23 protein-coding genes are annotated in these 24,744 nt (G+C 43.5%); 8 read left to right on the top strand and 15 right to left on the bottom strand.

The window, feature by feature from the left end; genetic code table 11:
- The first annotated feature begins 1 nt into the window (after window position 1).
- The 4 genes from IMZ31_RS05575 to IMZ31_RS05560 are packed head-to-tail and all read left to right on the top strand — an operon-like array spanning window position 2 to window position 3,684.
- Window positions 2-1,015, top strand: coding sequence for a FecCD family ABC transporter permease (locus IMZ31_RS05575; RefSeq protein WP_207529582.1), 1,014 nt, complete (start codon window positions 2-4; stop codon window positions 1,013-1,015).
- Window positions 1,016-1,073: 58 nt separating this feature from the next.
- Entirely contained in the window at window positions 1,074-2,030 is a 957-nt protein-coding gene (locus tag IMZ31_RS05570; RefSeq protein ID WP_371825494.1) for a FecCD family ABC transporter permease, read from the top strand.
- 13 nt (window positions 2,031-2,043) lie between these two features.
- On the top strand, window positions 2,044-2,856 hold the full coding sequence (locus IMZ31_RS05565) for an ABC transporter ATP-binding protein (RefSeq protein ID WP_207529580.1): 813 nt from the start codon (window positions 2,044-2,046) through the stop codon (window positions 2,854-2,856).
- Between the two features lie 18 nt (window positions 2,857-2,874).
- Window positions 2,875-3,684 carry an alpha/beta hydrolase gene (locus tag IMZ31_RS05560; RefSeq protein WP_207529579.1) on the top strand — a complete coding sequence of 270 codons (810 nt, stop codon included), beginning with the start codon at window positions 2,875-2,877 and terminating at the stop codon, window positions 3,682-3,684.
- Window positions 3,685-3,929: 245 nt separating this feature from the next.
- Here the strand turns inward: IMZ31_RS05560 and IMZ31_RS05555 are convergent, their stop codons facing one another.
- The 8 genes from IMZ31_RS05555 to IMZ31_RS05520 all read right to left on the bottom strand — a co-directional run bounded on the left by IMZ31_RS05555 (window position 3,930) and on the right by IMZ31_RS05520 (window position 13,673).
- On the bottom strand, window positions 3,930-5,366 hold the full coding sequence (locus tag IMZ31_RS05555) for a HAMP domain-containing sensor histidine kinase (RefSeq protein ID WP_207529578.1): 1,437 nt from the start codon (window positions 5,364-5,366) through the stop codon (window positions 3,930-3,932).
- Window positions 5,350-6,039, bottom strand: coding sequence for a response regulator transcription factor (locus tag IMZ31_RS05550; protein ID WP_242705650.1), 690 nt, complete (start codon window positions 6,037-6,039; stop codon window positions 5,350-5,352). Before IMZ31_RS05550 ends, IMZ31_RS05555 begins: the two co-directional genes overlap by 17 nt.
- A gap of 120 nt (window positions 6,040-6,159) precedes the next feature.
- The gene (locus tag IMZ31_RS05545) at window positions 6,160-6,915 is read right to left on the bottom strand and encodes a hypothetical protein (protein WP_207529577.1); all 756 of its coding nucleotides are present in this window, start codon (window positions 6,913-6,915) and stop codon (window positions 6,160-6,162) included.
- A gap of 313 nt (window positions 6,916-7,228) precedes the next feature.
- Window positions 7,229-7,777: a hypothetical protein gene (locus IMZ31_RS05540; protein ID WP_207529576.1), complete on the bottom strand. Its 549-nt coding sequence runs from the start codon at window positions 7,775-7,777 to the stop codon at window positions 7,229-7,231.
- An 11-nt stretch (window positions 7,778-7,788) separates the two neighbouring features.
- Window positions 7,789-9,414 (bottom strand): sodium:solute symporter family protein, encoded by a 1,626-nt coding sequence (locus IMZ31_RS05535; RefSeq protein ID WP_207529575.1) that lies wholly within the window; start codon window positions 9,412-9,414, stop codon window positions 7,789-7,791.
- A gap of 83 nt (window positions 9,415-9,497) precedes the next feature.
- Window positions 9,498-10,634: a glycerate kinase gene (locus tag IMZ31_RS05530; RefSeq protein WP_207529574.1), complete on the bottom strand. Its 1,137-nt coding sequence runs from the start codon at window positions 10,632-10,634 to the stop codon at window positions 9,498-9,500.
- Between the two features lie 2 nt (window positions 10,635-10,636).
- A complete protein-coding gene (locus IMZ31_RS05525) occupies window positions 10,637-12,340 on the bottom strand; it encodes a sugar phosphorylase (RefSeq protein WP_207529573.1) in 1,704 nt (567 codons plus the stop codon).
- Between the two features lie 130 nt (window positions 12,341-12,470).
- Window positions 12,471-13,673 carry a CdaR family transcriptional regulator gene (locus IMZ31_RS05520; protein WP_207529572.1) on the bottom strand — a complete coding sequence of 401 codons (1,203 nt, stop codon included), beginning with the start codon at window positions 13,671-13,673 and terminating at the stop codon, window positions 12,471-12,473.
- Window positions 13,674-14,078: 405 nt separating this feature from the next.
- Here IMZ31_RS05520 and IMZ31_RS05515 point away from each other — a divergent pair, with 405 nt between their 5' ends.
- Both IMZ31_RS05515 and IMZ31_RS05510 read left to right on the top strand, forming a co-directional pair.
- On the top strand, window positions 14,079-14,966 hold the full coding sequence (locus IMZ31_RS05515; protein ID WP_207529571.1) for a DMT family transporter: 888 nt from the start codon (window positions 14,079-14,081) through the stop codon (window positions 14,964-14,966).
- Window positions 14,967-15,002: 36 nt separating this feature from the next.
- A complete protein-coding gene (locus IMZ31_RS05510) occupies window positions 15,003-15,581 on the top strand; it encodes a TetR/AcrR family transcriptional regulator (protein WP_207529570.1) in 579 nt (192 codons plus the stop codon).
- A 109-nt stretch (window positions 15,582-15,690) separates the two neighbouring features.
- Here the strand turns inward: IMZ31_RS05510 and IMZ31_RS05505 are convergent, their stop codons facing one another.
- From IMZ31_RS05505 to nhaC, 3 genes are all read right to left on the bottom strand, one after another.
- Window positions 15,691-17,715 carry a sigma-54 interaction domain-containing protein gene (locus IMZ31_RS05505; protein WP_207529569.1) on the bottom strand — a complete coding sequence of 675 codons (2,025 nt, stop codon included), beginning with the start codon at window positions 17,713-17,715 and terminating at the stop codon, window positions 15,691-15,693.
- A 90-nt stretch (window positions 17,716-17,805) separates the two neighbouring features.
- On the bottom strand, window positions 17,806-18,966 hold the full coding sequence (iadA, locus tag IMZ31_RS05500; RefSeq protein WP_242705649.1) for a beta-aspartyl-peptidase: 1,161 nt from the start codon (window positions 18,964-18,966) through the stop codon (window positions 17,806-17,808).
- Window positions 18,967-18,987: 21 nt separating this feature from the next.
- A complete protein-coding gene (gene nhaC, locus IMZ31_RS05495; protein WP_207529568.1) occupies window positions 18,988-20,442 on the bottom strand; it encodes a Na+/H+ antiporter NhaC in 1,455 nt (484 codons plus the stop codon).
- An 825-nt stretch (window positions 20,443-21,267) separates the two neighbouring features.
- Between nhaC and IMZ31_RS05490 the strand changes: the two genes are divergently transcribed.
- Complete coding sequence (locus IMZ31_RS05490; protein ID WP_207529567.1) at window positions 21,268-22,488, top strand: hemolysin family protein; 1,221 nt, start codon at window positions 21,268-21,270, stop codon at window positions 22,486-22,488.
- A gap of 153 nt (window positions 22,489-22,641) precedes the next feature.
- A complete protein-coding gene (locus IMZ31_RS05485; RefSeq protein ID WP_207529566.1) occupies window positions 22,642-22,914 on the top strand; it encodes a hypothetical protein in 273 nt (90 codons plus the stop codon).
- Window positions 22,915-23,381: 467 nt separating this feature from the next.
- Here IMZ31_RS05485 and IMZ31_RS05480 read toward each other — a convergent pair whose 3' ends face one another.
- From IMZ31_RS05480 to IMZ31_RS05465, 4 genes are all read right to left on the bottom strand, one after another.
- Window positions 23,382-23,522, bottom strand: coding sequence for a YvrJ family protein (locus IMZ31_RS05480; RefSeq protein WP_084599526.1), 141 nt, complete (start codon window positions 23,520-23,522; stop codon window positions 23,382-23,384).
- Between the two features lie 58 nt (window positions 23,523-23,580).
- On the bottom strand, window positions 23,581-23,796 hold the full coding sequence (locus tag IMZ31_RS05475; RefSeq protein ID WP_036783602.1) for a DUF2922 domain-containing protein: 216 nt from the start codon (window positions 23,794-23,796) through the stop codon (window positions 23,581-23,583).
- Window positions 23,797-23,827: 31 nt separating this feature from the next.
- Window positions 23,828-24,049, bottom strand: coding sequence for a DUF1659 domain-containing protein (locus IMZ31_RS05470; protein WP_036783604.1), 222 nt, complete (start codon window positions 24,047-24,049; stop codon window positions 23,828-23,830).
- 395 nt (window positions 24,050-24,444) lie between these two features.
- Window positions 24,445-24,744 carry a DMT family transporter gene (locus IMZ31_RS05465; RefSeq protein ID WP_207529565.1) on the bottom strand — a complete coding sequence of 100 codons (300 nt, stop codon included), beginning with the start codon at window positions 24,742-24,744 and terminating at the stop codon, window positions 24,445-24,447.

The raw sequence follows: 24,744 nt of genomic DNA, 5'->3' as shown, positions 1-24,744 counted from the left end.
TATGAATCAAAAGCGAAGAACCACCCCTATTATTATTATTATACTTTTATCACCGGTCCTCTTTATGGGGACCATTCTTTTATCAATTTTTATTGGAACAAAGGAAATCGACCTGGCCACGATATGGGAAGCCTTCTTCCACTATGACGCTGGTAATGTCGATCATGCGATTATCATGACCGCCCGTTTACCTAGAGCACTCGGGGCCATTCTTGTTGGAGCGTTCCTCGCTATATCAGGAGCACTTATGCAGGGGATGACGAGAAACTACCTCGCCTCCCCTTCTATTATGGGCGTATCTGACGGCTCAGCATTTGTCATTACGTTGTGCATGGTGTTCGCACCAGGATTATCCTCTTCTAGTTTGATCCTTTTCTCCATGCTTGGCTCAGCGCTCGGGGCAGGAATCGTATTTGGATTCGGCTCGTTATTACGAAACGGCTTATCGCCTGTACGCCTGGCCATAATTGGAACGGTGATCGGAACGTTTCTTAGTAGCTTGTCTGCTGCGATTGCGTCTTACTTTGAAGTGTCCCAGACGATTAGCTTTTGGTACAACGCAAGGCTCCATCAATTGAGTATGGACTTATTTCTGTTAGCGATTCCCTTTGGTGTCATCGGGTTAGTTTTAGCCTTATCCGTTGCTAAATCGATCACGATTCTTTCCTTAGGTGATGAGATGTCCACCAATTTAGGACAGAGACCGGCGATTTTGAAAGCCATTACGCTCCTATCCGTTATCTTCTTAACGGGAACGGCGATTGCGTTAGTAGGGAAGATTGGCTTCGTCGGCCTTCTCATACCCCATATGACGCGTTACATAGTAGGCATTGATTACAAGTGGGTCATCCCGTCGACGGGAATTATAGGAGGCGTATTCTTAGGATTATCAGACGTGTTAAGTCGCCTGATGAATTATCCATTTGAAACGCCAATTGGCGTCGTTACTTCTCTACTGGGTGTTCCGTTCTTCCTATACTTAATTCGGACGAGAGGGGGAAAAAGCCATGTTTAATCACTCTACGTCCTCTTATCGTTGGAGCTTATTCATTATACTCATGCTGACGGTTGTGATGATGGTTGTCAGCTTAATGAACGGGGCGTATACACTCTCAGCCGAAGACGTTCTCAGGACGGTATTTCGATTAGATGAAAACCCCGATCACGATCTGGTCATTTTTGATTTCCGCCTCCCTCGTATTGTACTGGCCGGTGCGGTTGGGTTTAGCCTTGGGATTGCCGGAGCTGTATTACAAGGAATTACAAGGAACGGCCTCGCTGACCCTGGGATTCTTGGTATTAACGCAGGTGCAGGAGCTGCGATCGTACTATTTATGTTTTTCTTTCAATCACAAATGGACTATGGCGGATTGCTTGCGATTATGACCCAGCCGTTATTCGGACTCGTTGGAGGATTAGCTGCTGCTCTCATTATTTTCCTCTTTTCATGGAGAAATGGATCCATTGACTCTCAGCGACTGCTGTTAACAGGGATTGCGATTGGATCTGGCTTTGGGGCGTTTGCTCTTTATCTATCACTGAAGATGAAAGCGTCTGATTTTGAAATGGCAACGGTGTGGATTTCAGGAAGTATTTATAACGCCAATTGGCTGTTCATTCTTTCTATGGTGCCGTGGCTCCTCATCCTCGTACCGATCGTTTATAAGAAGGCATCGCTCCTTGATTACTTTCAACTCGAAGAAGGAAGTATGAAGAGTCTTGGGATTAAAGTGGAACGGGAGAAAGCAATTCTTCTCTTAACCAGTATCGGTCTTGTCAGTGCAAGCGTATCGGTTTCCGGTAGCATTGGCTTTATCGGACTGATGGCTCCTCACATTGCGAAGCGACTTGTTGGCATTAAGCACAGACAAGTGATACCAGTTTGCGGAGCTGTTGGCATGTTGCTTGTGATTACCTCAGACTTCATTGCCAAAACGGTCTTTGCACCTGTTGAGATTCCGGTGGGGATTGTCATATCCATTATCGGGGTTCCTTATTTCCTCTACTTATTAATGAAAGAAAAAGCATAGGAGGTCTTTCCTTTTGAGCATTTTGCGAACAGACGGAATTGAAACAAGATATGAGCATCATACGGTGTTCAAAGATTTACATTTAACGATACCAAAAGGAAGCATTACGACGATTATCGGACCAAACGGCTGCGGAAAATCAACGCTTCTGAAAACGATTGGTCGGATTCTTAAACAAAAGAGCGGGCATGTGTACTTGCAAGAAGAAGACTTAAATACCATCCCGACAAAAGAGATCGCCAAACGTCTCTCCCTCCTTCCCCAGCATCCGACTGCTCCTGGAGAACTTACAGTAGAAGAGCTGATTACCTATGGCCGCTACCCTCACCGTAAGAATGTGAACAAGCTGACGGCAGAAGATCAGGACATGATTGAGTGGGCGATGGAGATGACACGAACGAAGGAATTCCGGTCAAGAAGCATCGGAACACTCTCAGGAGGCCAAAAGCAAAAAGTATGGCTCGCCATGGCGCTGGCGCAACATACAAAGGTTCTCCTGCTCGATGAGCCAACAACGTATTTAGACATGGCTCACCAACTCGAAGTCTTGCAAATTGTCGAAACGTTAAACCGAGATTATGACTGTTCCGTCGTGATGGTCCTTCATGACATTAATCACGCCGCCCGCTTCTCTCATGAAATAGTCGCGATGAAGCAGGGAGAAATTATGGCGACTGGGAAGCCAACTGAGATTATTACAGAACCCGTGCTACGGGATGTATTCGAGATTGAAGCTCGTGTCATGATCGACCCCCACAACGGCGCTCCCGTTTGCTACGGATATGAGCCTTACATGCAACAAGAGAAACAACACGCACATGGATAACAAAGGAGTGAATCATGTATGAAAACAAAGCAAAAGAGGCATCAAGACCCACAAATCGAGGCATGGATCATGGAGGGTGAGAGCGGCGCCTCGTATGAACTTTCCGTCTTCACACCGAACCAATCCGCCCCACCATCCGGCTATCCTGTTCTTTATGTACTGGATGGAAATGCGTTCTTTCAAATGGTAGCTGACGCCATCAAACTGCAATCAAGACGACCAGACGCAACAGGCGTCTCTCCCGCTGTTGTCGTAGGAATCGGCTATCCAGGAGGAGAACCGTTTAACCGCGACCGACGCTTTATCGACTACACCCCACCAGCAGAAACAACCGAACTCCCTCCGATGCCAAACGGGAACTCATGGCCTGAAAACGGAGGAGCTAATCAGTTTCTTTCCTTTATAAAAGAGGAAGTTCAACCATTTGTCATAGACCGATTTGAAATTAATCCGGATGAGCAAACGATTTTCGGCCATTCCCTAGGAGGATTGTTCGCCCTTTATACCTTATTCAATGACCCATCCACATTCAGCGGGTACATCGCAACGAGTCCTTCAATCTGGTGGAATCAACAAGCTGTCTTAGAACAAGAAACACCTTTTTTACATAAGTTAGATACTCACCAGGAACCAATTCGCCTCTTCTTATCTGTAGGTTCTCTTGAAAAAGCACACATGGTAACCGACGCAGATGCCCTTGCTGAACGGTTAGAAACGCACAACTGCTCCACTTTTACCAGTGCCTATGTGAAGGGTGAAGAGGAGAATCATATGTCGATTGTTCCGACCATACTTAGCAAAAGCCTTCGATTTGTCTTGGGTGCTTAACCAAAGGGTCTGTCATAATCGAAAAGAGTGAGACATTCGCAGTCTCACTCTTTTTTTAGCTTTATGTATCTGGGTTCTAACCACATTCCTTTTAATTGTCACGCAACAATAAGCAGGGAACGACGCATATGTAAATGAGTTCACTTAACAGCTCGATCATTGTTTGAGTAATGATTACCGCAGCAACGATACCTCCTATATCCGGGAGAGAAAAATATAGCCTATATCTTAAAGGACAGTTTCCGTTACCTTCTATCGCCCTTTTCACTCTTCTCTAACGTAATCTCAAACGTAGTGCCTTCAGAGGAACTTTCTAAAAGATCAAGATCCCCTCCCTGAGACTGGGCGAGCATCTTACTAAACGAAAGTCCAATTCCTAGACCACGGTGATGATTTTTCTTCTTCTCTCCTCGATAAAACCGCTCAAAAATAAAGGCTTGTTCTTCATACGATATGCCGCTTCCGGTATCCTGAATTCTCACAGCCCCTAGCTCTCTATCTTCTCGCACTTCAACCGTTATAACCCCGTCCCCTTCAATCGCTTGCTGGGCGTTATTTAAGAGATTCGTCATCATCTGATACAATCGATGTGGATCCACATGAACCAACAGATCATGCTCAGGAACTTTCATATCCAACTTAGCCCTATCTTCTTTATGAGCCATTTCCCACTGATGGACAATTTCACCGACAAGACGTGGGAGATTGTGTTCTTCGCACGTAACGTTCATGGCTCCTGTCACGAAGGCATTAAAATCTAATAAGTCCTCCACCATCCCTTTAAGCCGCTGCGCTTCCTGATAGGAGATATCCACAAATTCTTTCGCATCGTCCCCTTGGACAACGTCTTCTTTAACCGCCTGCAACAACCCGCTGATTGACGTCACAGGCGTTTTAAACTCATGAGTCACACTCGCAAGCAGTTCCGTTCTCAAATTCTCCAGTTGTTCAAGCCTTGAGGTCATTTCCTTAAATGAAGAGACAAGTTCACTTAACTCCTTTTCTCTCTGATCCTCCGGTAAATCTACTGTATACACCCCTGCTTCTATAGAGCGGGCCGCTTCTGCCACCTGCTTCACGGGTCGAGAAAGCTGCTTGGTTAACACGTATATGACGCCCCAGCCAAGAACACCAATACTCATTAACAGCACAATGAGAAGCCCATATTCCCGCTGTACGGTAACAAGCTCGTTCTTATCTTGTCCCACAAACACATACCCCGCCGTTTGCTCATTCACCGTAATATCAGACTTCACCAGGTAAAGGTTCTCACCATTCATTGAAACTTGTTCATACCGCTCATCACTTTCAAGTAATGCCTCCGGAACATGTCCTCGTCCCCGATTGGGTTTAGGATCTGCGAGAAACAAGACGTCTCCATTGGCATCAACAACCATGACACGTAATGGTGTGTTAAACTCAAACACCTTCTGCCGATTTTCAATCGATTGCCTAATTGCAGGAGCTACATTAATGCGATCACCATCCTGTGACACCACTCGTTCAGCCACTTCATCCCCGATTGCTTTCATAAAATCGAGTCGTTTATCTAATGTGGACTGTCTAATCCATATCGTCGAGATGACCCCGACCAGAATCAGACCAATCACTAAAACGATGACATAACGGAGCGTCCACGTATAAAGGAGGGACCGCTTCTTTTCCTTATTTCGCTTGAACACAGAACTGATACCCCAATCCGCGGATCGTTTGAATCGAGCCTTCTTCTTCCGGCCAATTCTTTAACGCCTGCCGTATTCGTTTAATCGATAAGTCAACCGCTCGATCGCTCCCATCAAAATCAAGCCCCCACACCCGATCAAGAAGTTGCTCCCGGGTAAACGTATGATTCGGATGTTGAGCTAAAAAGAAAAGGACCGACGTATCGCGTGGGGTTAACGATAACCGGGCACCGTGCAGTACAACACGATGAGATTTAAAATTTAATGAAAGATGGCCGTAACGCCTCACATCTTCCTCAGTCCAGACGTTTGGATTTCGTCTTAATATGGACCTGACTCTGGCGACGACTTCGTTCGCATCAAAAGGCTTCGGAATATAATCATCGGCTCCCTCGTTCAATCCTTTAAGCCTATACTCCACATCTCCAAGAGCCGTCAGCATAATGACCGGGCAAGAGCTTTCCGCTCGAACCTCTTCTAACACCGACCACCCATCTCGGTCCGGTAGCATCACATCTAATATCACGACATGAGGCTCATCTTGACGAAATTGCTTCAACGCTTCTTCCCCTGTAAAAGCCACCATTGTGTCATAATTCTCTTTCTTTAAATAGGCTTGTAACACACGAGAAATTGGAATCTCGTCTTCTACAACCAGGACCTTCTCCTTCACTTTTCACACCTCCAAAGCATGATGTAACTGTTATGTATTTTACTAGAAATTGTTGAATAAATCCTGCCTTCTCATAGGAAAAGAGCAAGGATCCTTTGACCCTTACTCTTCTCAAATTTCTTATAAATCAGAAGAGCCTTCGTCCTCTTCACCGTCTTCTGAAGATCCAAAGCCATGATGACCGAACCCACGTTTACCATGACCACCACGGTGAGGCAAAACATCAAGACCAAGCTCGTCCATCTGAGCTTTCGCTTCTTCCTTTGTCATCTCACCAGCTTCTACCTGGCTTTTAATTTCTTCTAGCTTTTGTTTCGTTTCTTCATCAAGCTCAGGGAATGACTTGTGCTTTGGAAAATCAATCCCTAGCTCTTCCATTTGAGCCTCGGCTTCTTCCTTCGATAATTCTCCTGATTCTACTTGTTCTTTAATGCTTTGAAGCTTTTCTTTTGTCTCATCATCTAAATCAGCAAAAGGCTTCTGTGGAAGCTCAATTCCAAGTGCTTCGATTTTTTCTTGCGCTTCTTCCTTCGTCAGGTCACCTGCTTCCACCTGTTCACGAATGTCTTTTAATTGCTCTTTTGTTTCCTCATCTAGCCCTTCTAAGTGCATGCCTTTATGATGGTGGCCGCCCCTTTTCATCTTTCCTTTACCTAATTCCTTCAACTGTTCCTGAGCCTCTTCTTTTGTAAGCTCCCCAGATTTAATCTTATCGAACAAATCACCAAGCTTTGTTTCAACCTGTTCTTGAACGCTTGATTCCTCACCTGTCGATGGAATCTCAGTCTCTCCCGTTGATGCGAAAGCAATTGTCGGCACCATTAACGCCGCCGCAACTCCTCCAGCTAATACTTTTCCAGATACTTTTTTAAACATAACATTCACCTTCCTGAATCTTTTTTGTACGGTGAGATCACCTTACACGTTGATTGTAATGGGCGAATGTGTCAGGAAGATGTCAGGGACAGACTTTTTTTAAATAAGCTTAAACGGTAATTATATGTAAACAGAAAAAGACCAGCATGAGTGCTACAGCTGGTCCTACATCGTTACACTTGTACAAAAGCTTGAATCACGTGGCAGATTCAGTGGCGTCCTCTCTCATACTGGGCCTTTCTTCCATAAAGTAGAAAAAGCGCCAGAACCGTATTCAGTTCTGGCGCTTTTCCACTTAACTCCCATACCCTTTTTATCCCAAATCCCTTAACCCTTCCTCCTGGCCCATCAGGTAAGAAAGGAGAGTTTGTTTGAGAGGGAGATCGACCTTTCCATTCAGTCCATCGACAGCCGTAATATCATACTGATTGCTGCGGTCTTTAACGTAAACGACCCAGTAGGGAATATAGAGAACGTGCTTATTGATAATTTCGACGCTGATTTTCTCACGACGCTTCTCCCTAGAAAACAACTCCCAGTAAATAACCTTCTTAGCTTCCTCCATAGATGTTTCCTTTCCTATAGCCACAGAAGCTGCTTCGACTTCTTGAATTGGAAATCCTTCCGGAAGAATAGCATTGGTCTCACTTAAGGGTTCAATCGCGATCTTCCCTTCCATTCCTTCCTCAACCGTATGAGTGAAAGCTTTATAGTCAAAGCACCAGCAAGGAACCCACATTTGTTCAATGGAAATCAGTTGGCGTTTTGGAAGCAATCGTTTCCAAAAACCCGCATTCATCTGGGCGCTTGCCTTCTGGATCGCTTCTTGTTTCCCAATTCGAAATTCCAGTCCATCTCCCATCATTCATCCTCCTATAGGTTTTGTAAATAAAGTAAAAAGCCGATGACAACAAAGAAGTAGATGACTAAATAAATTGGCCATTTCTTTGTTTTTTGTTCTTCTTTAATATCTTCTACACTGCTGGCTGATTCAGCACGTGAGGCCAACTGATCTTGCACATCATGGCTGCTTCGATCAATAGTCAGACCTTCAATCTTATCCTTAGAAGGTGCTTTAAAGAAGGAACTTACGCCTACACCTACGACGATCGCTACCACTGCTCCGACTAAGTTATTCCAAAGCCAAGATACATCTGCAAACGCGGTAACTGCCCACACGGATAACATACCAGCAATTACTCCGATAAACGCCCCTGAACCGTTGACACGCTTTGTGAATATCGCAAGAATGAATACACCTAGCAGTGCGCCATAGAAGTAGGACCCAACTTTATTTACAGCCTCAATGACCGGACCAAGGTTTCCAGCGAAAAAGGCGAAGATTGTAGCATAAATGCCCCAAAGAATCGTAGCGTAACGAGAAGCTTTCAGGTAATGCTCTTCTGAAGCATTCTTTTTCACAAACTTTCCGTAGAAATCACGAACCGTTACAGCCGATAATGAATTAAGGGCTGAATCAAGACTCGACATCGCCGCAGCAAACACTCCGGCCATAATGAGACCTGATATTCCGATCGGTAATTCATTTACTACAAATCGAGGGAACAACTCATTCAGATTATTAATATTCGGATCTCCTGCATATTGATAGTAAATGTATAGAAGAACTCCGATTAATAAGAATAAAAGCATCTGTGGAATTAAAAGCACACCACTTAATACAAGAGATAACTTACTCTCACGAATAGATTTACTTGTTAATACCCTTTGGATCTGACTCTGGTCTGTTCCGAAATAGGCTGCATGAAGGAAGAAACCTCCGAGTACCCCAGCCCAAATGCTGTATTCAACAGATAAGTCAAATGAGAAATCAATCGAATCTAACATACCAGTTTGAGAAGCCGTAGACATTACCTCTCCCCAGCCACCTGGTACATCCTGAAAAATGATAAATACACTAAGACCAGCACCAATCCATAACACGACCATCTGAATAACATCTGTCCAGATTACAGCGCTGATTCCACCTAATACCGTATAAGAAATTGCGATAATAGCCATAAGTACGATGGTTACGTTTACATCGAGGCCCGTAACAACCGATAATACAAGTGCCGGTGCGTATAAGACCACTCCTGTAGCTAAGCCGCGTGCAATTAAGAAGAGTGCCGCCGTTAATGTACGCGTTTTCACATCAAAGCGACGTTCTAAGTATTCATAAGCCGTATATACTTCCGTTTTATAGAAGAATGGCACGATTGTTGCAATTAGAAAGGCCATGGCAAGCGGTACGTTGACAAAGGTTGCCATACGTGTCAGACCGCCATCATACCCCCAGCCTGGCGCCCCAATAAATGTGATCGCACTAGCTTGCGTTGCCATAACCGAGAGACCAATGGCCCACCAAGGTATGCTTCTTCCCCCAAGAAAATAATCCTTCGTCGACTGCTGTTTCTTCCCAAACGCAGCCCCTACAAGTGCCGTACCTAATATATACACGACGAATATAATATAATCTATTAACGTAAAGCTACTCATTTTCATCCCCCTTTTGGCTTTTCTGGAGGGGCTCCTTTCGTAGATGCCCCGCCCCTTTGTTTAAAAACTACTTCGACCGTGATTTATCGGTTTAAATGATACACTTCCATGCAGCGCTTGCTAGCATGTTGGAGTAACATAGAACTAGATTGCATAGCTTCTTCTAGCGTAACCGGTTCTTCAACGATTGGAAGAACGCTAAGCAGTCCTTCATCCTTCAATCTGGTTAAGTCCCCTTGCATCTTTCCGGCAAACCCTACACATGGGACGCCGATTTCTTTCGCCAAGCGCGCAATTCCAATCGGACCTTTCCCATATAAGGTCTGTTCATCAATCTTCCCTTCACCCGTTATGACAAGATCCGCATCCCTCATCCTGCTTTCTAGTTCACCGAGTCTTGCCATTAATGTAAATCCACTCTCAACTCTTACATGTTTTAATAGAGCGTATAATGTAAATCCGAATCCCCCTGCTGCACCACTTCCGTCTTTCGATTGATAGGTAGCTCCTGTTGCTGTCTCTAATAGATCCGCGTAATGCTCCATTCCTGTTTCAAAAGCAGGGATATCTTCCTCTTGTACACCTTTTTGCGGTCCAAACACAGAGATCGCACCTTGCTTCCCTAACAAAGGATTGGTTACATCAGAAGCAATGAGCCACTGCACATTTTGAGCCCTTCTGTCTATTTGACTTGTATCAATCTTACTAACATGGCGGAGAGCTCCCCCGTTCATCTTCATTTCGCCGCCTTCTTGATCCAGGAATTTTACACCGAGCGCCTGAAAACATCCGGATCCAGCATCAACCGTTGCGCTTCCGCCAAGACCCAAAATAATTTGCTCAGCACCATGGTCTAAAGCAGCTGTAATGAGTTGTCCTGTTCCATAGGTGGAAGCTTTGTAAGGGTTTAGCTCCCCTTGTTGTAAGAGTGGGAGCCCAGAAGCCGCTGCCGTTTCAACAATGGCCGTTTTCGTTTCCTCAACCCAACCAAAAGAGGCATCTACTGGTCTACCAAGAGGGTCTTCCACTCGTTCGCTTATGAGCTGGCCACCTAGAATGGTGGTAAAAGCCTCGGCTGTCCCTTCCCCACCATCTGCAATGGGAATCGATTGTACTTCAATATCAGAGTCATAAGCATGAATACCAATGGTTACCGCTTCACACACCTCTTTGCCAGATAAGGATCCTTTAAATGAATCAGGTGCTACAATTACTTTCATGCTTAGACCTCCTTAAGCCACATAGCTTGATATGGCTTTAACACCACATCATTTACAGCTGATTCACTCAGGACATCATAGAACTTTTGCCCGTTCGTGGAAATGTTATCTGACTCTACATTCACCTCTTCATCAGATACGTTTACAAGAACGGTAAGGGGCTCACCCGTCTCTTTGTTAACGCGTTTAATCGCAAAGACCCGCTCATCTACAAACAATACTTCCTGCTCTGCATTCGGGTGGAACGCTTGTTGCTGTTTACGCTTTTCAATTCGATTAAGTAAAGCGTTGAAGACTTGCTCACGAACACTCCCTGTTGTTTGTAACTCACTTTCTAGCTCTGTAAGGTCTAGCTTCTCACGATTAATAGATCGATAGCGTCCTGTTGCTTCGACCCCTTTTTGGTCATTCACAGACCCTAGCAAGCTATGAATATAAATACCTGGCACCCCTTTGACAGATAAGAGGATTGTCTGCGCCGCGAGGAACCGGTTCACTTGAAGAGACGTCTCTTCTCCCTCTTTTTCAAGAGCACTCCAATAATTGATGTTTAACTCATAAGGGCTCTTCGTACCGTCTCCGTTATCTTTATAGGAAACGTAACCCCCGTTTTCTTTCACACGTTCAGCCATACCTTCAACTTCTTCAGTGCTCAGAATCCCTTCAACCGGACGGACTCCTACCCCATCATGGCTCGCGAGGAAATTAAAGAACGATGTGTGCTCACTTGTTGGTTCTAAAGCATGAGCCCATTCTGACAAATACTTAGCATTACCGCTTAAGAACGAATGCAATGTAAGGGGCGGTAGTGGGAACTGGTACACCATATGCGCTTCATTATGACCGTTACCGAAATAGCTAATGTTGTCCTTATGAGGGACGTTCGTTTCTGTAATAATAATCGTCCCTGGAGAAATGATCTCTAGAGCATCACGCATGACTTGGACAATGCGGTGTGTTTCATCTAAATGAATACTTGTCGTATTTAACCGCTTCCAAAGGAAACCAATTGCATCAAGACGTAAATACCTCGCTCCATGTTGGACATATTGCGCCAGAATCTCTAACACCTCTAGCAACAATTCTTCACTCTCATAATTCAAGTCGATCTGATCATCACTGAAGGTTGTCCAGACATATTTTGTTCCTTCTGCATGCTCTACTTTCGTTAATAAAGGTAGGGCACGAGGTCTGACAATGGAACTGTAATCAAGAGTTGGGTCTGCCTCCACAAAGTAATTCTGATAAGCTGGATCCCCTTCTAAATACTTTAAGAACCAATCACTTTTACTAGAGATATGGTTAATGACCGCATCAAACATAAGATCATAGTTTTCCGATAGTGTATGTACATCCTCCCAATCTCCAAGCTCTGGGTTCACTTTCATATAATCTTGAACCGAGAATCCATCGTCTGAAGTAAAAGGATAGAATGGAAGAATGTGAACGGAATTAATGGTATCCCCCACATGTTCCTTAAGGAATTGAGATAGCGTTACAAGTGGATTGTTTTCTTGACTGCGTATTGAATCTCCATATGTAATGAGCATGACATCTTTCTCATCAACCCAATCTTTTGTTTGCTGCTTGAGTTGGTAGCGCTCAAAGATTTCTTTCATAGATGCTAAAATTCGTTGGCCTTTTTCAGTGCCGTAAACCGTTTCTAGATTGGACTGTATAGTATCTAAACGTTGTTGTTGAATCACAGGATGTCCCCCTAAAATTTATTGTTAACGCTATCATAATAGAATTTTCAACAGAGATCTATGGTACAGAAATTAAATGCAAACGGTTAATTCTCACCTATTTTTGTTCTCCATAACAAAAGGAGGCATTTTAATGCCTCCTTCCATGAATCTTATAAAATGCTAAGGCGGTTTGGAACAATGTAGAATCATTGAGATCACGCGGATCATACCCGGTGATTTCCCAAATACGCCTTAACCGATATTGCAGTGTATTTTTATGGATATGTAATCGATCAGCCGCAGCATTGATGGACCCTTTTTGACTATAGAATGTATCCAATGTCAGGAAAGCATCAGGCACTGAGGCCAAAGCTTCCGGCTGAAGTATGCGATTCAAAAAGTCCTCCCTTATGTTGACAGGCAAATCATACATAAAAGATTCCAGTCCAAGCTCTTCATAAAAGAAACATGAGTCCCCGTGGTCTCGCGCGTACCTTAATGCCCGATCAGCTTCCTCTACGGATTTCGACATGAAAGAGGGCGTTGAACACATATTCCCAATCCCTGCCACACTGGATTGCTTATACGTTTGAAGGAGAGCATCCTGGATTTTCTTGACTCTCGCAGCCACTCGCTCTTTCCGCTGATCGGGCTCTTCTTTCTCACTGACGGACAATAGAATAATGTACCGTGCGCTTCCATCAGGCACTAAAACGTGTTCATGTTCCTCCGGAAAATACTTGTGAATTAAGCGCTCCACCTGCCTTCTGTAACGTTGCATATTCACTTCTTCATGAACGTCTGCCCGTCCAGATTCAATCTGTCTATACCAATACTCCTGAAATCCAGTCAGCTCCAACAGAACCGCCACTCTGGATTTATAAATATTAATATGAAACATCCATCCTCTGGTCGCCAAGAACTTCTCATCGTCATAGCGATTCAACAGCCATTCATTGACAAACGTCTCTCTGGCCTGATTCTCAAGCTCCAACTGCTCGTCGAGGTGAGCCTCTTTTATTAATATTTCGGTCATACGCTGTAACAGTACTCCGAGTTGTTCAACCTCCGCAGGGTCACCTGTAATGCCAATGACCCCTATAACCTGATGATGAAGACGAACAGGCAAATTCATCCCAGGTTTTGCTCCCCGGTAGGCATTACCAGAGTGGATCACAACACTTTCTTCAGTTCTAATAACCTCTGCAGCCCCTTCATGATAATCACCAATGCGCTCCTCATCCACACTTGCAATAATCCGTCCTTTTGCGTCCATCACATTAATATTCCGATTCATAACAGCCTCAGTTTCAAGTACAATAGACTGAGCCACTTCTTGCGAAATCAACATACCACACCCCTTTAAGTTGTAAGACTACACTCTGTCCCACTTTATATTTATCTCATTATAGACGATTTTGAAGCAGTGTTCTATAAGCTTTATCTGCATAGACATGGGGACAGGTACCTCGTCCCTTGGCCTCTCGATATACTATAGAACCCAAGGGACGGACACTGATCTTCTTCAAATGGTCCCTCTTTATCTTTTCAAAAAAATCATAACCGCCCCTTTTCTCTCCCCCTCACATCAAGTGAACCAAGCATGTTTTCCTGATTTCAGACCAACCTAGAGATTCTATATGCTTGACACTATACTGACCGGTATGGTTATAATTTAAAAGGTAAACCGATCGGTATACTCTTCAAGCATTAACATTTTTATAAATTAAGATTTCTTACTTAAAGGGGATTCATGATGCTTTCTACTAAACAAATCAATTTAATTGCTGCAATTGGATTTGTAGTGATGTGGAGCTCAGGCTTCATTGGAGCACGATTAGGGACAGCTGAAGCAAGTTCGATGACTGTCTTAATGTGGCGGTTTATCGTAGCGGCCATTGTCTTAGGAATTTGGTGGTTGTGGAAGCAAAGAAGACAAATACCAATTAAGACCGTCCTCACTCAATCTTTGATTGGTCTTTTTGCTCAAGCTGGGTATCTCTACTGTGTCTTCTTATCCGTAGAGCACGGGGTGTCTGCTGGTACGTCTAATTTAGTTACAACGCTTCAACCAATTGTGGCTGCAGCTTTAGCCGGGCCAATATTGAAAGAGTCTACCTCTTTCAAGCAATGGATTGGATTATTGCTAGGGATTATAGGAGTATTGTTTGTGGTTTACGAAGATTTAGGTACTAGCGCCCAAGTTCCTTTGTGGGCTTATGGGTTATCATTCTTAGCTATGGTAAGTTTAGTAGGCGCAACATTATATGAAAAAGGGTTAAAAGCAACCGCCGATTTAGGCGATGCGCTGCCTATTCAAACAGGCATCAGTGCACTATTCTTTATCGTGATTGGTTTCCTGACAGACAACGCAACACCTCCTGCCACAACCGGATTTTGGTTTGCTGTGGCATGGGTAGCAGGACTTTCAACTATAGGAGGGTACGGGTTTTATTGGCTGAACTTAAAGCTAGGCAGTGTAACAAGGGTGAGTAGCCTCCTTTATTTAACCCCACCGGTCACGATGCTTTGGGCGTTTCTTATGTTCGGAGATAAGATTGGTTTTCTAACCGTAGTGGGAATGATAATATGTTTAGTAGGGGTGTGGGTGATTCGAAATGGCACACCTGTTAAAGCTTCATAATAGATAAAGAACGCTTGATAAAAGGGTGTGAACGATATGAATGAAACGACTAAAATGACACCAGCTGCTTCAAAAATTCTAGATACAGCTTCTCATTTATTTTATTGGAAAGGGATCCACTCTATTGGTGTTGAAACCATAGCTAAAGAAGCCGGAGTGACCAAGAAAACGTTATATGATCGCTTTGGTTCGAAAGACCAGCTAATCGTTTCTTATCTGAACGATCGTGACACTAAATTCAGAAGCCACATAAACGACTATCTGGATCAGGTTTCTAACCAGGATCCTAAAGAGAAAATCATAAGTATATTTGACGCACTCGAACGTTGGTTAAAAAACCAAAACCAAAGAGGATGCGCTTTTGTAAACGCCTTAGCTGAGCTACCGGAAGAATCTCACCCAGGGAGAGAGGTAATCATCGAAGAGAAAAGATGGCTCAAACAGCTATTTATTTCTCTATTAGAAGAAGCGGGGGTCAAGAATCCTGACGAAGCCGGGGAAAAACTCCTCGTTTTGCATGAAGGAGTTACGGTCACGTATTCCATGAGCCTTTCTACAAATGGGGTAGACCTTGTGAAAGACACTGTGCAACTCATCATAAATGAATCTAAATAAATGTAAGAAGCGCAGGTGTAGTACCTGCGCTTCTTACATTAGTCATGACTTGCAGTAATCTCTGACATTTTATAAAAATAGACAGTCAAAAGGTCAAAGAAGTAACTCTTCAACCATTCACATGCTCTTTTATATAAGTACGACCTTCCTCCGTAATCGTACATCCACGAACGCCTTTATTCACCTCGATCCAGCCCTTATCCTTCAAGGAGTAAATAATCGATTTCACTTTCCCTTCACCAATATAGACTCCCTTTTGCCTCAATCCTTCAACGATTTTTCTTCTTCCGATGCCAAACTTTCGATAAATCATAAACAGAACTTCCTCTTCTTCTGAAAGGCCTGAAGATTGCACGACTTTTTTCAATCCTTGAGACGAAGCACCTTCTCTCTTTAAATACGCAGGTAACTCATCATAGCTAAGTTTTCCACTTACTGAACGCATATTTACGATGTATTCCACCACGTTCATAAGCTCTCGCACATTCCCAGGCCAGGGATGATTCTCCAGGAAAGAAATCGCTCCTTCATCTAAATACTGACTTAAGTCATACACTTCCTCTTCCGCATAATGATTCAAATAATATTGAAGAAGTGGGGAGATGTCTTCCCGCCTTTCTCTAATAGGAATGGTTTCAATCGGCAAGATATTGAGGCGGTAGTATAGATCCTCCCGAAAGGATCCATCTCTCACTTGTTGTTCAAGATCTTTATTCGTTGCGGCGATAATCCTGACATCAACCGGAATCTGCTCGGTTCCCCCTACTTTACGCACAGCTCCTTCTTGAAGCACGCGCAATAATTTCACCTGCAACTCAAGAGGAGCATCACCGATCTCATCCATAAAAATCGTCCCCGTATGAGCTTCTTCAAACAGCCCTTTCTTGCCTCCTTTATGCGCTCCCGTGAACGCACCACTTTCATACCCAAACAACTCACTCTCTAAAATCGAAGAAGACAAAGCTGCAAGGTTCACAGCTACAAAAGGACGCTTCGATCGCGCTGATTCATTATGAATCGATTGAGCCAGGATCTCTTTCCCCGTGCCGCTCTCACCTTGGATCAGAATAGTCGACTGTCCCCGAGCCATTTTCCTAGCCAGTCCAATCATTTCCTTCATCGCACCATTTCGAGTATGGAGGTGCTCGAAATTATACTGCGCTGTATAGGTACTGGACTTCATTTTCTTTCGCAGCTCACGGTCCACCTGTTGAAAGGTGTCATAGTTTTCAATCTCTAATAGATAGGTAATCACTTGTTCATGATCCTCAATCTTCTCAACGGATGTGATCAACGTCTTGTCACGAACATGTACAATATGATCCCTTTCTGAGTAAGCTTCTGTCAGATCAAAGTCTTCCCCGAATAAGTCTTGAATGCCAAACTCCCTCATCTCCCGCTCATGAAAGATGTGAGTCATTTTCTCATTAAAATAGGTAATCTCTCCCGCTTCACCACAGAATAGAAGCGCTTTTGGAAATTTATCTAGAATCGTCATGTTAAGGAAGTTTGAGTAGTCTAAACGCTGGTTCAACGATGAGAGCTGTTTCGTCACGTTCATAATATCTTTCACATATTCAGCAGAAGCGAGCGAACCAGACGTCTCAAGCATCCCCAATTCCACCAGGACTTCGGTAATCGTCGTAATATCCACCTGTCTCGTGCCAATGTCGATTACTCCTTGGACTCGCTTTGGGATAAGATGAGGCTCACCTGGTGTAATCGCTACAGAGCAAGGTGCGTAGTCGCTCATCCCCGGATAATAAGGGTGGTAGGTGAATGAATCAAACCCATGCCTTCTCAATTGATCAATCGCTTCAGCACAACTGTCTTCTGTATCGTTCACAAGAAGGACGTGTTCGTTGTCATTAATCGATAATAGGGGCTCGATAAATTCATATCGGAGCGCTCTTCTAGCGATGATCACTTTCTTAGCCGTTTGGACCCTCTCATATACAAGGCGGTAAATGGTATCTCCGGTCAGCACGACTATGTCATCATCAAACGTTTCATCAAATCCCCTCTCCACAGAGAAACCACGAACGTCGACTTCTTCTCCTAAGTATCTGCGTAACTGTTCTACGACACTATGTAATGTATTCTCCCCTAATGAAATCACGCTGATTGTTCTCATAAGATGCCTGTACCTCCACGCTTTTTCTTATAGTATGAAAGAGCTCCCAAGCTTTGTCTAGTTTCCTAGAAAAAGCTCAGGAGCTCTCCACTACTCAAATGTTCCTTTTCGAACCGTCTCTCCTTGATGGACGAAGGAGACTCCGTTAATGATCACATCTGATATTGATAAATTCTCTTCATTTAGCACCAACAAATCCGCACAACTTCCTTCCTCAAGTAAACCACGTTCACTTAATCCAAGTCCTTGAGCGGGATTCGTTGTAAATGGTTTAATCGCATCTTCTACAGAGATTCGTTCATCTCCAATTAGAGTACGAAGCGCTTCTAGTGTAGGCTCAAAGCCAGCAACTTTCATCCCTGTTAACTGTCCGCCCTCATCAAACACTGGCAAACTTCCATTTGCATCTGAACTTACCGTAATTTGATCAATACTTACTTCTTGATCTAGTAAATAAATGAGGCTCTCAGCTGGGGTTAGGCTCTTGCCATTGCCTTTCATCCCAACATTAGAAGTAATATCTACAAGCCCCCCTCGATTGGCAAATTCAACAGAAGCTTCTAGCAAATCAAAAGTCCGGTTTACGTGAGTTGGGCTAAATAGACTAATAGGTAGATCCGTTTCTTCAAGAATCTGATAGAGCTGTTCATAATGTCCCTTGCCGCTTCCCATATGAAGATGGATAAAGCCTTTCTTCTTCGCAAGCATGGAAGACACGCGCACGTAAGAGGCAAGCCGCTTCAATTCTTCCGTCGTTACATAAGAGGAACGATGGTCTTCAATCGCCAACTTCAACCCAAGAACCTCTTCTATAAATAAAAGATCTTCCCGAACCTCGCCTGTGATCGTATTCGAAGGATAGCCGTATCCTCCTGTAAGCATATACGCATTCAAACCTTCTTCGCGCAAGGCCTTCGCTTTTGCCAACAAGCTCTTAGAAGTTCTCCCGACGTCATTCGTACCGAGCAACCCAACAACTGTTGTTATACCGCTTTCGACAACATGACTCAGCTGAACCTCTGGTGTACTCGACGCGAAGCCTCCTTCACCTCCTCCACCCGTTATATGAACGTGGCGATCGACAAGGCCAGGCATCACAATCGTGTTCGAACGATCGAGAACGTCTACCTCCACTCCCGACACATCAATGGAATCTTTCATTTCTACTATTTTGCCACCGGCAAGAAGAATATCCTTCTTCCCGATAGATTGTGGTGTATATACGTGTGCGTTTTTCAGTAATCGAAGCACGATAGAACCCTCCAGCATCTATTAAACTTTGTATTGTGGTTGATCATGATTTTCTTCTACAGGCTGTTGTTTAGAAGGTGTAATCTTTTCAATGGAGAACCCTGTAAATCCAAAGAGTATGGCAAAAATAAAACCAACGTAACACATAACCGCCCAAGGTAAGTACTCAATAACCGGAACGCCCAGTGTCGTAGACATATAAACCCCCGCTAATGACCAGGGCACAATCGGTACAACCACCGTTCCTGAGTCTTCTAATGTACGGGATAAGTTCTTCGCATGTAGGCCACGCTCCTTGTACACCTTTTGGAACAGTTCACCTGGAACGAGTATGGATAAGTAAGAGCTTCCTGTCGTAATTGCCATCGTTAAACAAGACAGAACTGTTGATAATACAAGGCTACCTGTTGATTTTGCTACTTCATTTACTTTCTCAAGAACGACTTCAAGAGATCCAGTTTTACTTAATATTCCCGCGAATGAGAACGCACAAAAAGCAATCAGCGTTGTCCCCATCATCGATTCCATTCCACCACGGTTCAATAGCCCCGAAACATCCTCTGATATAGAAGAAAGAGATGATGCTCCGCCCATCATCGTCACATCAAATCCACTCACACTCGCTACAAAAGCACTCTCAAGCGTCACACCCTGCATCGTAACCCCGATGATAATGGCCGTAATAACTGAAGCCAACATAACAGGAATGGTAGGGAATTTCATGATCGACCCGGCCAGAACAATAATAACCGGAAGAATTAAAAGAATGTTCCAGTCATATAACGCATTCAACGTCTCTGTCATCATAGCTAATTTCTCATCTGCTCCTGCACTTGCGCTAGCAGCTCCACTTCCTGCAAATAAGTAAATGATGATTCCAACAAGAGCTGCCGGAATGGTTGTGTAAAGCATGTGCTTAATATGTTCATACAAGTTGCTTCCAGCAGCTGCTGGCGCTAAATTCGTCGTATCTGATAATGGAGACAGCTTATCCCCAAAATAAGAACCCGCAACAACAGCACCTGCTGTCATGGGAAGAGACACTCCTTGTACGAGCGCGATTCCCATAATCGCAACACCCATCGTACCTGCTGAGCCCCAAGAAGTACCTGTAAAGACAGAGACAACAGCTGTTACAGCGAACGCCGTTACGACTAAGAAATCTGGATTAATTAATTTCATTCCATAATAAATCATGACAGGGATCGTTCCTGAGATCATCCACGTCCCAATCAGAATCCCAACTGTAATTAAAATTAAAATCGCTGGCAGCGCTTTTGCCGTAGTTTCGACAATCCCCTGCTGCATTTCTTCCCATTTCACGCCAACTTTTAAGCCAACAAGAGCCGCAATAATCGCTGCAATAATCAGCAACGGCTCTGCCTCCATATGGAATACACCATACCCAACACCTAAAAGCAAAAGCATGGATACAATTGGCGTAATCGCTAATAAAAAACTCGGTCTTTGTTTCATCCTTTTTCCCCCTCAATAGTTGTGAAGCTTGTTTGTATCTCTAAATGCAAATTTCATGCCAACTTAAAAATGACTGAATTTTTAGACGCATATAGAGTTTATCACATTTTGTCGGGTAGGGATTGACGGGACGTAACGGGTCATTAATGGGATATTAGTTGTTTAAATCCCATAAAAAAAGACAAACCTCATTTTAGATTTGTCCTCTTCTAGTACCCCAAAAAAACACAGCGTTCGAAAATGAATTATTCAAGCTTTGTTAATCCATAAATACGATCTTTAAATGTAATTAGGAACACGTCTTCTCTGTTCTTTTTATAAAAGATCTCAGCCCACTAATCCTCTTTCTAATCAATATCTCTCTGAAGATTATTTCAAAAATATGTTAGAGAAACAACCATCCTTTTATGCTGTCTAAAAAAAAGGGTTCATTGGGGACAGGTTCCTTGTCCCACAAGACGAGGGATCAGGGCCCTGGTTGCGCTCCTCATTGCTCTCTCTGACCTTTTACAATACAGAGAGATGAAAAAGGGAAGAGGTCCGCTTCCTCTGTGCCATTTCCGCTCCACTAAACAAGAAAAAGGGCACAGATCCCGCGTATCTGTGCCCTTTTCACTTGTGAAAGAGTCAAAAAAGTAAAAGATCTCTTCTATCTATGACATTTCCGGGCCCGAACCCCATCAAAAGGTCACAGGCCCCTCTAACAAAAGCTCGAGAAAGATCCAGTGCTTCTGTTATAACTCTTCTCCATTTCTTTTCACAACCGATTTTGATATAGTTGTAGAAGTATGAACTTGAACGGACATCATAAGGAGGAACGAAGTCGTGCTCATAGCGATTATTATACTGATCTTCGTCTCTGCTTTCTTCTCAGGGAGCGAGACCGCCTTGACGGCAACGAATCGAATGAAGTTGCAGACAAGGGCAAATAACCATGACAAAAAGGCCGAAAAATTATTGTACCTTGTCTCAAGGCCTAGTGAGTTTATCACCACCATCCTAATCGGAAATAACATAGCCAACATTCTACTGCCGACTCTTGTGACCATACTCGCTGTCGAATACGGTATTAACGTTGGAATTGCCTCTGCCGTCCTGACCATTACAATTATTATCTTCGCAGAAGTCATTCCAAAATCAGTTGCGGCCACTTATCCGGATCGTATTGCGACAACGGTGGCTCCCATCATCCGCTTCTTTATTATTATTTTTAAGCCAATTACGATCGTTTTAAATAAACTGACGGACTACTTAAACAACGTGCTCTCAAATGGTCAACAAGAAGAAGCATCGATTTCTAAAGAAGAGCTTCGAACGATGATTGATATTGCTGGATCTGAGGGAACATTTAACGAAGAGGAATCGAACCGAATTAAAGGCGTGTTCGACTTTCAGAACTTGAACGTGAAAGATGTGCTCCAAACCCCACGCGTGGATGTAGAAGCCATCCCTCACACCGCTACATTTGAAGAAGTACGAGAAATTGTTATGCAGCACCCTTATACGCGCTACCCTGTTTACCGGGATGACATGGACGACATCATTGCTGTCTTCCATTCGAAGTATCTCCTGAACTGGGACGCGGATCGTGAACAGTCATTAAAATCATTTTGTTCCAATGAGCCTTTAATTGTGTATGAGTTCCAAAAAGTCGAGTGGGTATTGCGGAAGATGAGCCTTGAGAAGCAGCATATGGCGATTGTGCTTGATGAATACGGTGGCACTGAAGGAATCATTACGCACGAGGACATTATCGAAGCGATGATTGGACTCGAAATCGAGGATGAATTGGACCCAGATGATGACGCGATTGTAGAGAAACTATCTGATACAGAACTCATTTGTGACGGAAAAGCCACATTGTATAAGGTCAACTCTATTTTTGACACTGATATTCCGGAAGATGAGGACGTGCTCGCTGCATACATTTTGAATGAGTTAGATGATCACCCTGAAGAAGGAACCGTACTAGAGCGGAATAATCTAACGTTTAAGATTCTTGAAATGGATGGTCGTTCGATTTCACGAGTTCAGATTATTAAATAAAACTAGCGTTAAAGCTTCCCTTAAAGCGCTAAAAAAAGAAAAATTTAAATCAAGAGGTTGCCTATAAATTGAATTACTGTATAGTAGTTAAAGGAACTGCTGAATGGGCAGACTAATCAGCATTAATGAAATTCTGAAATTAGAGGTGTATATATGAATTTTAACAATATAAAAAGCAAGCTCGATAACTTAGGTGCGATTCATTCGATCACGATCTCTTATCTTGAAACGAGAGAAGACGATGACTCCGCATTTGATGTTTATGTAAACGTCAAACACAACACGAACGCAAAAAACGATTTTGAATCCATTATCGTAAAAGAGGAAGCTTCATTAGAAGAAGCAGAGAGCATCGCTCAACGCCTGACAAACTCTCTAGGTCGTTATTACAAGAACGTTCAATATGTAGGACATGAATTACAGTAGAAAAAAAGCGACTCTAGAGAGAGTCGCTTTTTTTATTTATTATCCAATCGTACCTATTGCCTGTAAGATTATTACACCCATCCCACATGATATAACTCCCACTACAAAGGTTAGTAAAGTGAATCCCCAACCCTTTGATTCGGTCTTTTTAAGATATAAACTATAGACCAGTGACAGAATAATACCTATTATAAGCGCTCCAGAAGTTGTGTTAGGAAGAAATGTCTCCATGCTCAAAAATATCACCTCAGTTCAATCATCTTACTTTATTTGAGCGGGGTCAAGAGGACAGGTACCGCGTCCCGCTCAAGCAGCTGATCTCTGACCTTTTCCAAGCCTCACTAACTAAAAAGGGAAGAGCCCCCGGTATCTGTGACGTTTCTAAGATAGAAATAACCAAAAAGGTCACAGATCCCCTTATAAAGAAAAAAGGACTTAAAGGGAGCGCTCCCTTTAAGTCCTTTTTCTTATCCGACCTTCATTTGTTCGGCTAAATGATGGATGCTCGCCACAAGCATGTCGAGTTTTCCTTCCATTCGATGCAACAGATAAAACGTCACAAGAACCGGAAAGCCAACCTCAGGTACCCACGTCATCCATTCCTCCATCGCTCCTCACCCCTTGCCTTACCCAAAAAGGGAGAGGATCTCCTCTCCCTTTTTCAGATTATAGTTCGATATCCGCTACGTTTCGCTCGACGATTCTGGCCTCTTTCTTACTGACAAGGTCGCCGCCGCTTGATGTAAAGCAATTCTGCGTCACGATCTCATCCATAGCTGCATTTAACGCCACCACATCCACCGGTTCGATCGGGTCATCAAGTGATATCGTAACCGTACGACCGTCCTGGTTTTCAAATTTCATTTCAAGTTTCTTCGCCATCTTTACCTCCCCTTTCGTTTCCGTTTAATCATTAAGCACCAAGAATTAGGCTTGAGTCATTGCGTTCGATGCCAGATAATTTGCGCTGTTGAAGCGGATGAAGAGCATTCGCTACAGCAAATAGCTGATCGGCTGTTGCTTCTGTCTTCACGTTGTTGAAGTTCTTGTTCTTGTAAGTCATGTTGCCCTTCTCATCAAGACCATCTTCTAACACAATCTGTAGCTGAGATCGGAATGTGTTTGTGATTGCCATGTCGATCACCTCCTTTCACTTCTATAATCGTTCAGAAGCGAGCGGGAGGTGCCTATATTTTAGAAAAAATGGGCCGTGGGGACAGGTTCATTGTCCACCGCCAATTGAGGTGCCACCCTCTGCCGTTTAATCTGTGACCTTTCCACCTCCTAAAACACAAAAAAGTCACAGATAACCATATCTGTGACCCTTTTATAGATATAAGACTCCAAAAGGTAAAAGGAACGAAATATCACTGACCTTTTAACTGCAAATAGTCATGAAAAGGTCACTGATAACTTATCTTCTTTCTAAGAGGAGCAGGCACAGACGTACATGGAGAAGAAAAGTTCTGCTCCTGTTCGTATAAAAGATAGTCCCTATTGATATAGGAACAAAGAAGTGCCTTTCTCCTTCTATTTAATAATGACGATGCCAAGGACTATAAAACTGATGAAGATAAACTTTTTTCCACTAGCTCTTTCATTAAAAAGAAGAATTCCAAATAATGTGGTGGCCACTATGGAGGCACCGCCCCATATGGCATAAGCGACTCCAACTTCGATGGTCTGTACACTCATCGTAAGAAAATATAGACACGCGCCGATAAAAACAAACGAAGTAACACTAGGAAATAAACGCTGAAAGCCTGAGGATAATTTCACCGAAATATTGCCCATAGTCGCTAATACTAGGGAAAGGACCAAATAACCCAT

This window comes from Pontibacillus sp. ALD_SL1, assembly GCF_017355605.1.
Note: the sequence above shows the minus strand (reverse complement) of the source record. Positions and strands in the feature narration are given on the sequence as shown.

Excerpts from the sequence above, each read along its gene's own strand:
- IMZ31_RS05505 (WP_207529569.1), bottom strand. The coding sequence starts at position 17,715 with ATGAGAACAATCAGCGTGATTTCATTAGGGGAGAATACATTACATAGT.
- IMZ31_RS05540 (WP_207529576.1), bottom strand. The coding sequence starts at position 7,777 with ATGGGAGATGGACTGGAATTTCGAATTGGGAAACAAGAAGCGATCCAG.
- IMZ31_RS05465 (WP_207529565.1), bottom strand. The coding sequence starts at position 24,744 with ATGGGTTATTTGGTCCTTTCCCTAGTATTAGCGACTATGGGCAATATT.
- IMZ31_RS05535 (WP_207529575.1), bottom strand. The coding sequence starts at position 9,414 with ATGAGTAGCTTTACGTTAATAGATTATATTATATTCGTCGTGTATATA.
- IMZ31_RS05570 (WP_371825494.1), top strand. The coding sequence starts at position 1,074 with ATGATGGTTGTCAGCTTAATGAACGGGGCGTATACACTCTCAGCCGAA.
- IMZ31_RS05520 (WP_207529572.1), bottom strand. The coding sequence starts at position 13,673 with ATGTTGATTTCGCAAGAAGTGGCTCAGTCTATTGTACTTGAAACTGAG.
- IMZ31_RS05545 (WP_207529577.1), bottom strand. The coding sequence starts at position 6,915 with ATGTTTAAAAAAGTATCTGGAAAAGTATTAGCTGGAGGAGTTGCGGCG.
- IMZ31_RS05575 (WP_207529582.1), top strand. The coding sequence starts at position 2 with ATGAATCAAAAGCGAAGAACCACCCCTATTATTATTATTATACTTTTA.
- IMZ31_RS05480 (WP_084599526.1), bottom strand. The coding sequence starts at position 23,522 with ATGGAGGAATGGATGACGTGGGTACCTGAGGTTGGCTTTCCGGTTCTT.
- IMZ31_RS05515 (WP_207529571.1), top strand. The coding sequence starts at position 14,079 with ATGCTTTCTACTAAACAAATCAATTTAATTGCTGCAATTGGATTTGTA.
- IMZ31_RS05485 (WP_207529566.1), top strand. The coding sequence starts at position 22,642 with ATGAATTTTAACAATATAAAAAGCAAGCTCGATAACTTAGGTGCGATT.
- nhaC (WP_207529568.1), bottom strand. The coding sequence starts at position 20,442 with ATGAAACAAAGACCGAGTTTTTTATTAGCGATTACGCCAATTGTATCC.
- IMZ31_RS05510 (WP_207529570.1), top strand. The coding sequence starts at position 15,003 with ATGAATGAAACGACTAAAATGACACCAGCTGCTTCAAAAATTCTAGAT.
- IMZ31_RS05475 (WP_036783602.1), bottom strand. The coding sequence starts at position 23,796 with ATGGCGAAGAAACTTGAAATGAAATTTGAAAACCAGGACGGTCGTACG.
- IMZ31_RS05530 (WP_207529574.1), bottom strand. The coding sequence starts at position 10,634 with ATGAAAGTAATTGTAGCACCTGATTCATTTAAAGGATCCTTATCTGGC.
- IMZ31_RS05470 (WP_036783604.1), bottom strand. The coding sequence starts at position 24,049 with ATGGCAATCACAAACACATTCCGATCTCAGCTACAGATTGTGTTAGAA.
- IMZ31_RS05560 (WP_207529579.1), top strand. The coding sequence starts at position 2,875 with ATGAAAACAAAGCAAAAGAGGCATCAAGACCCACAAATCGAGGCATGG.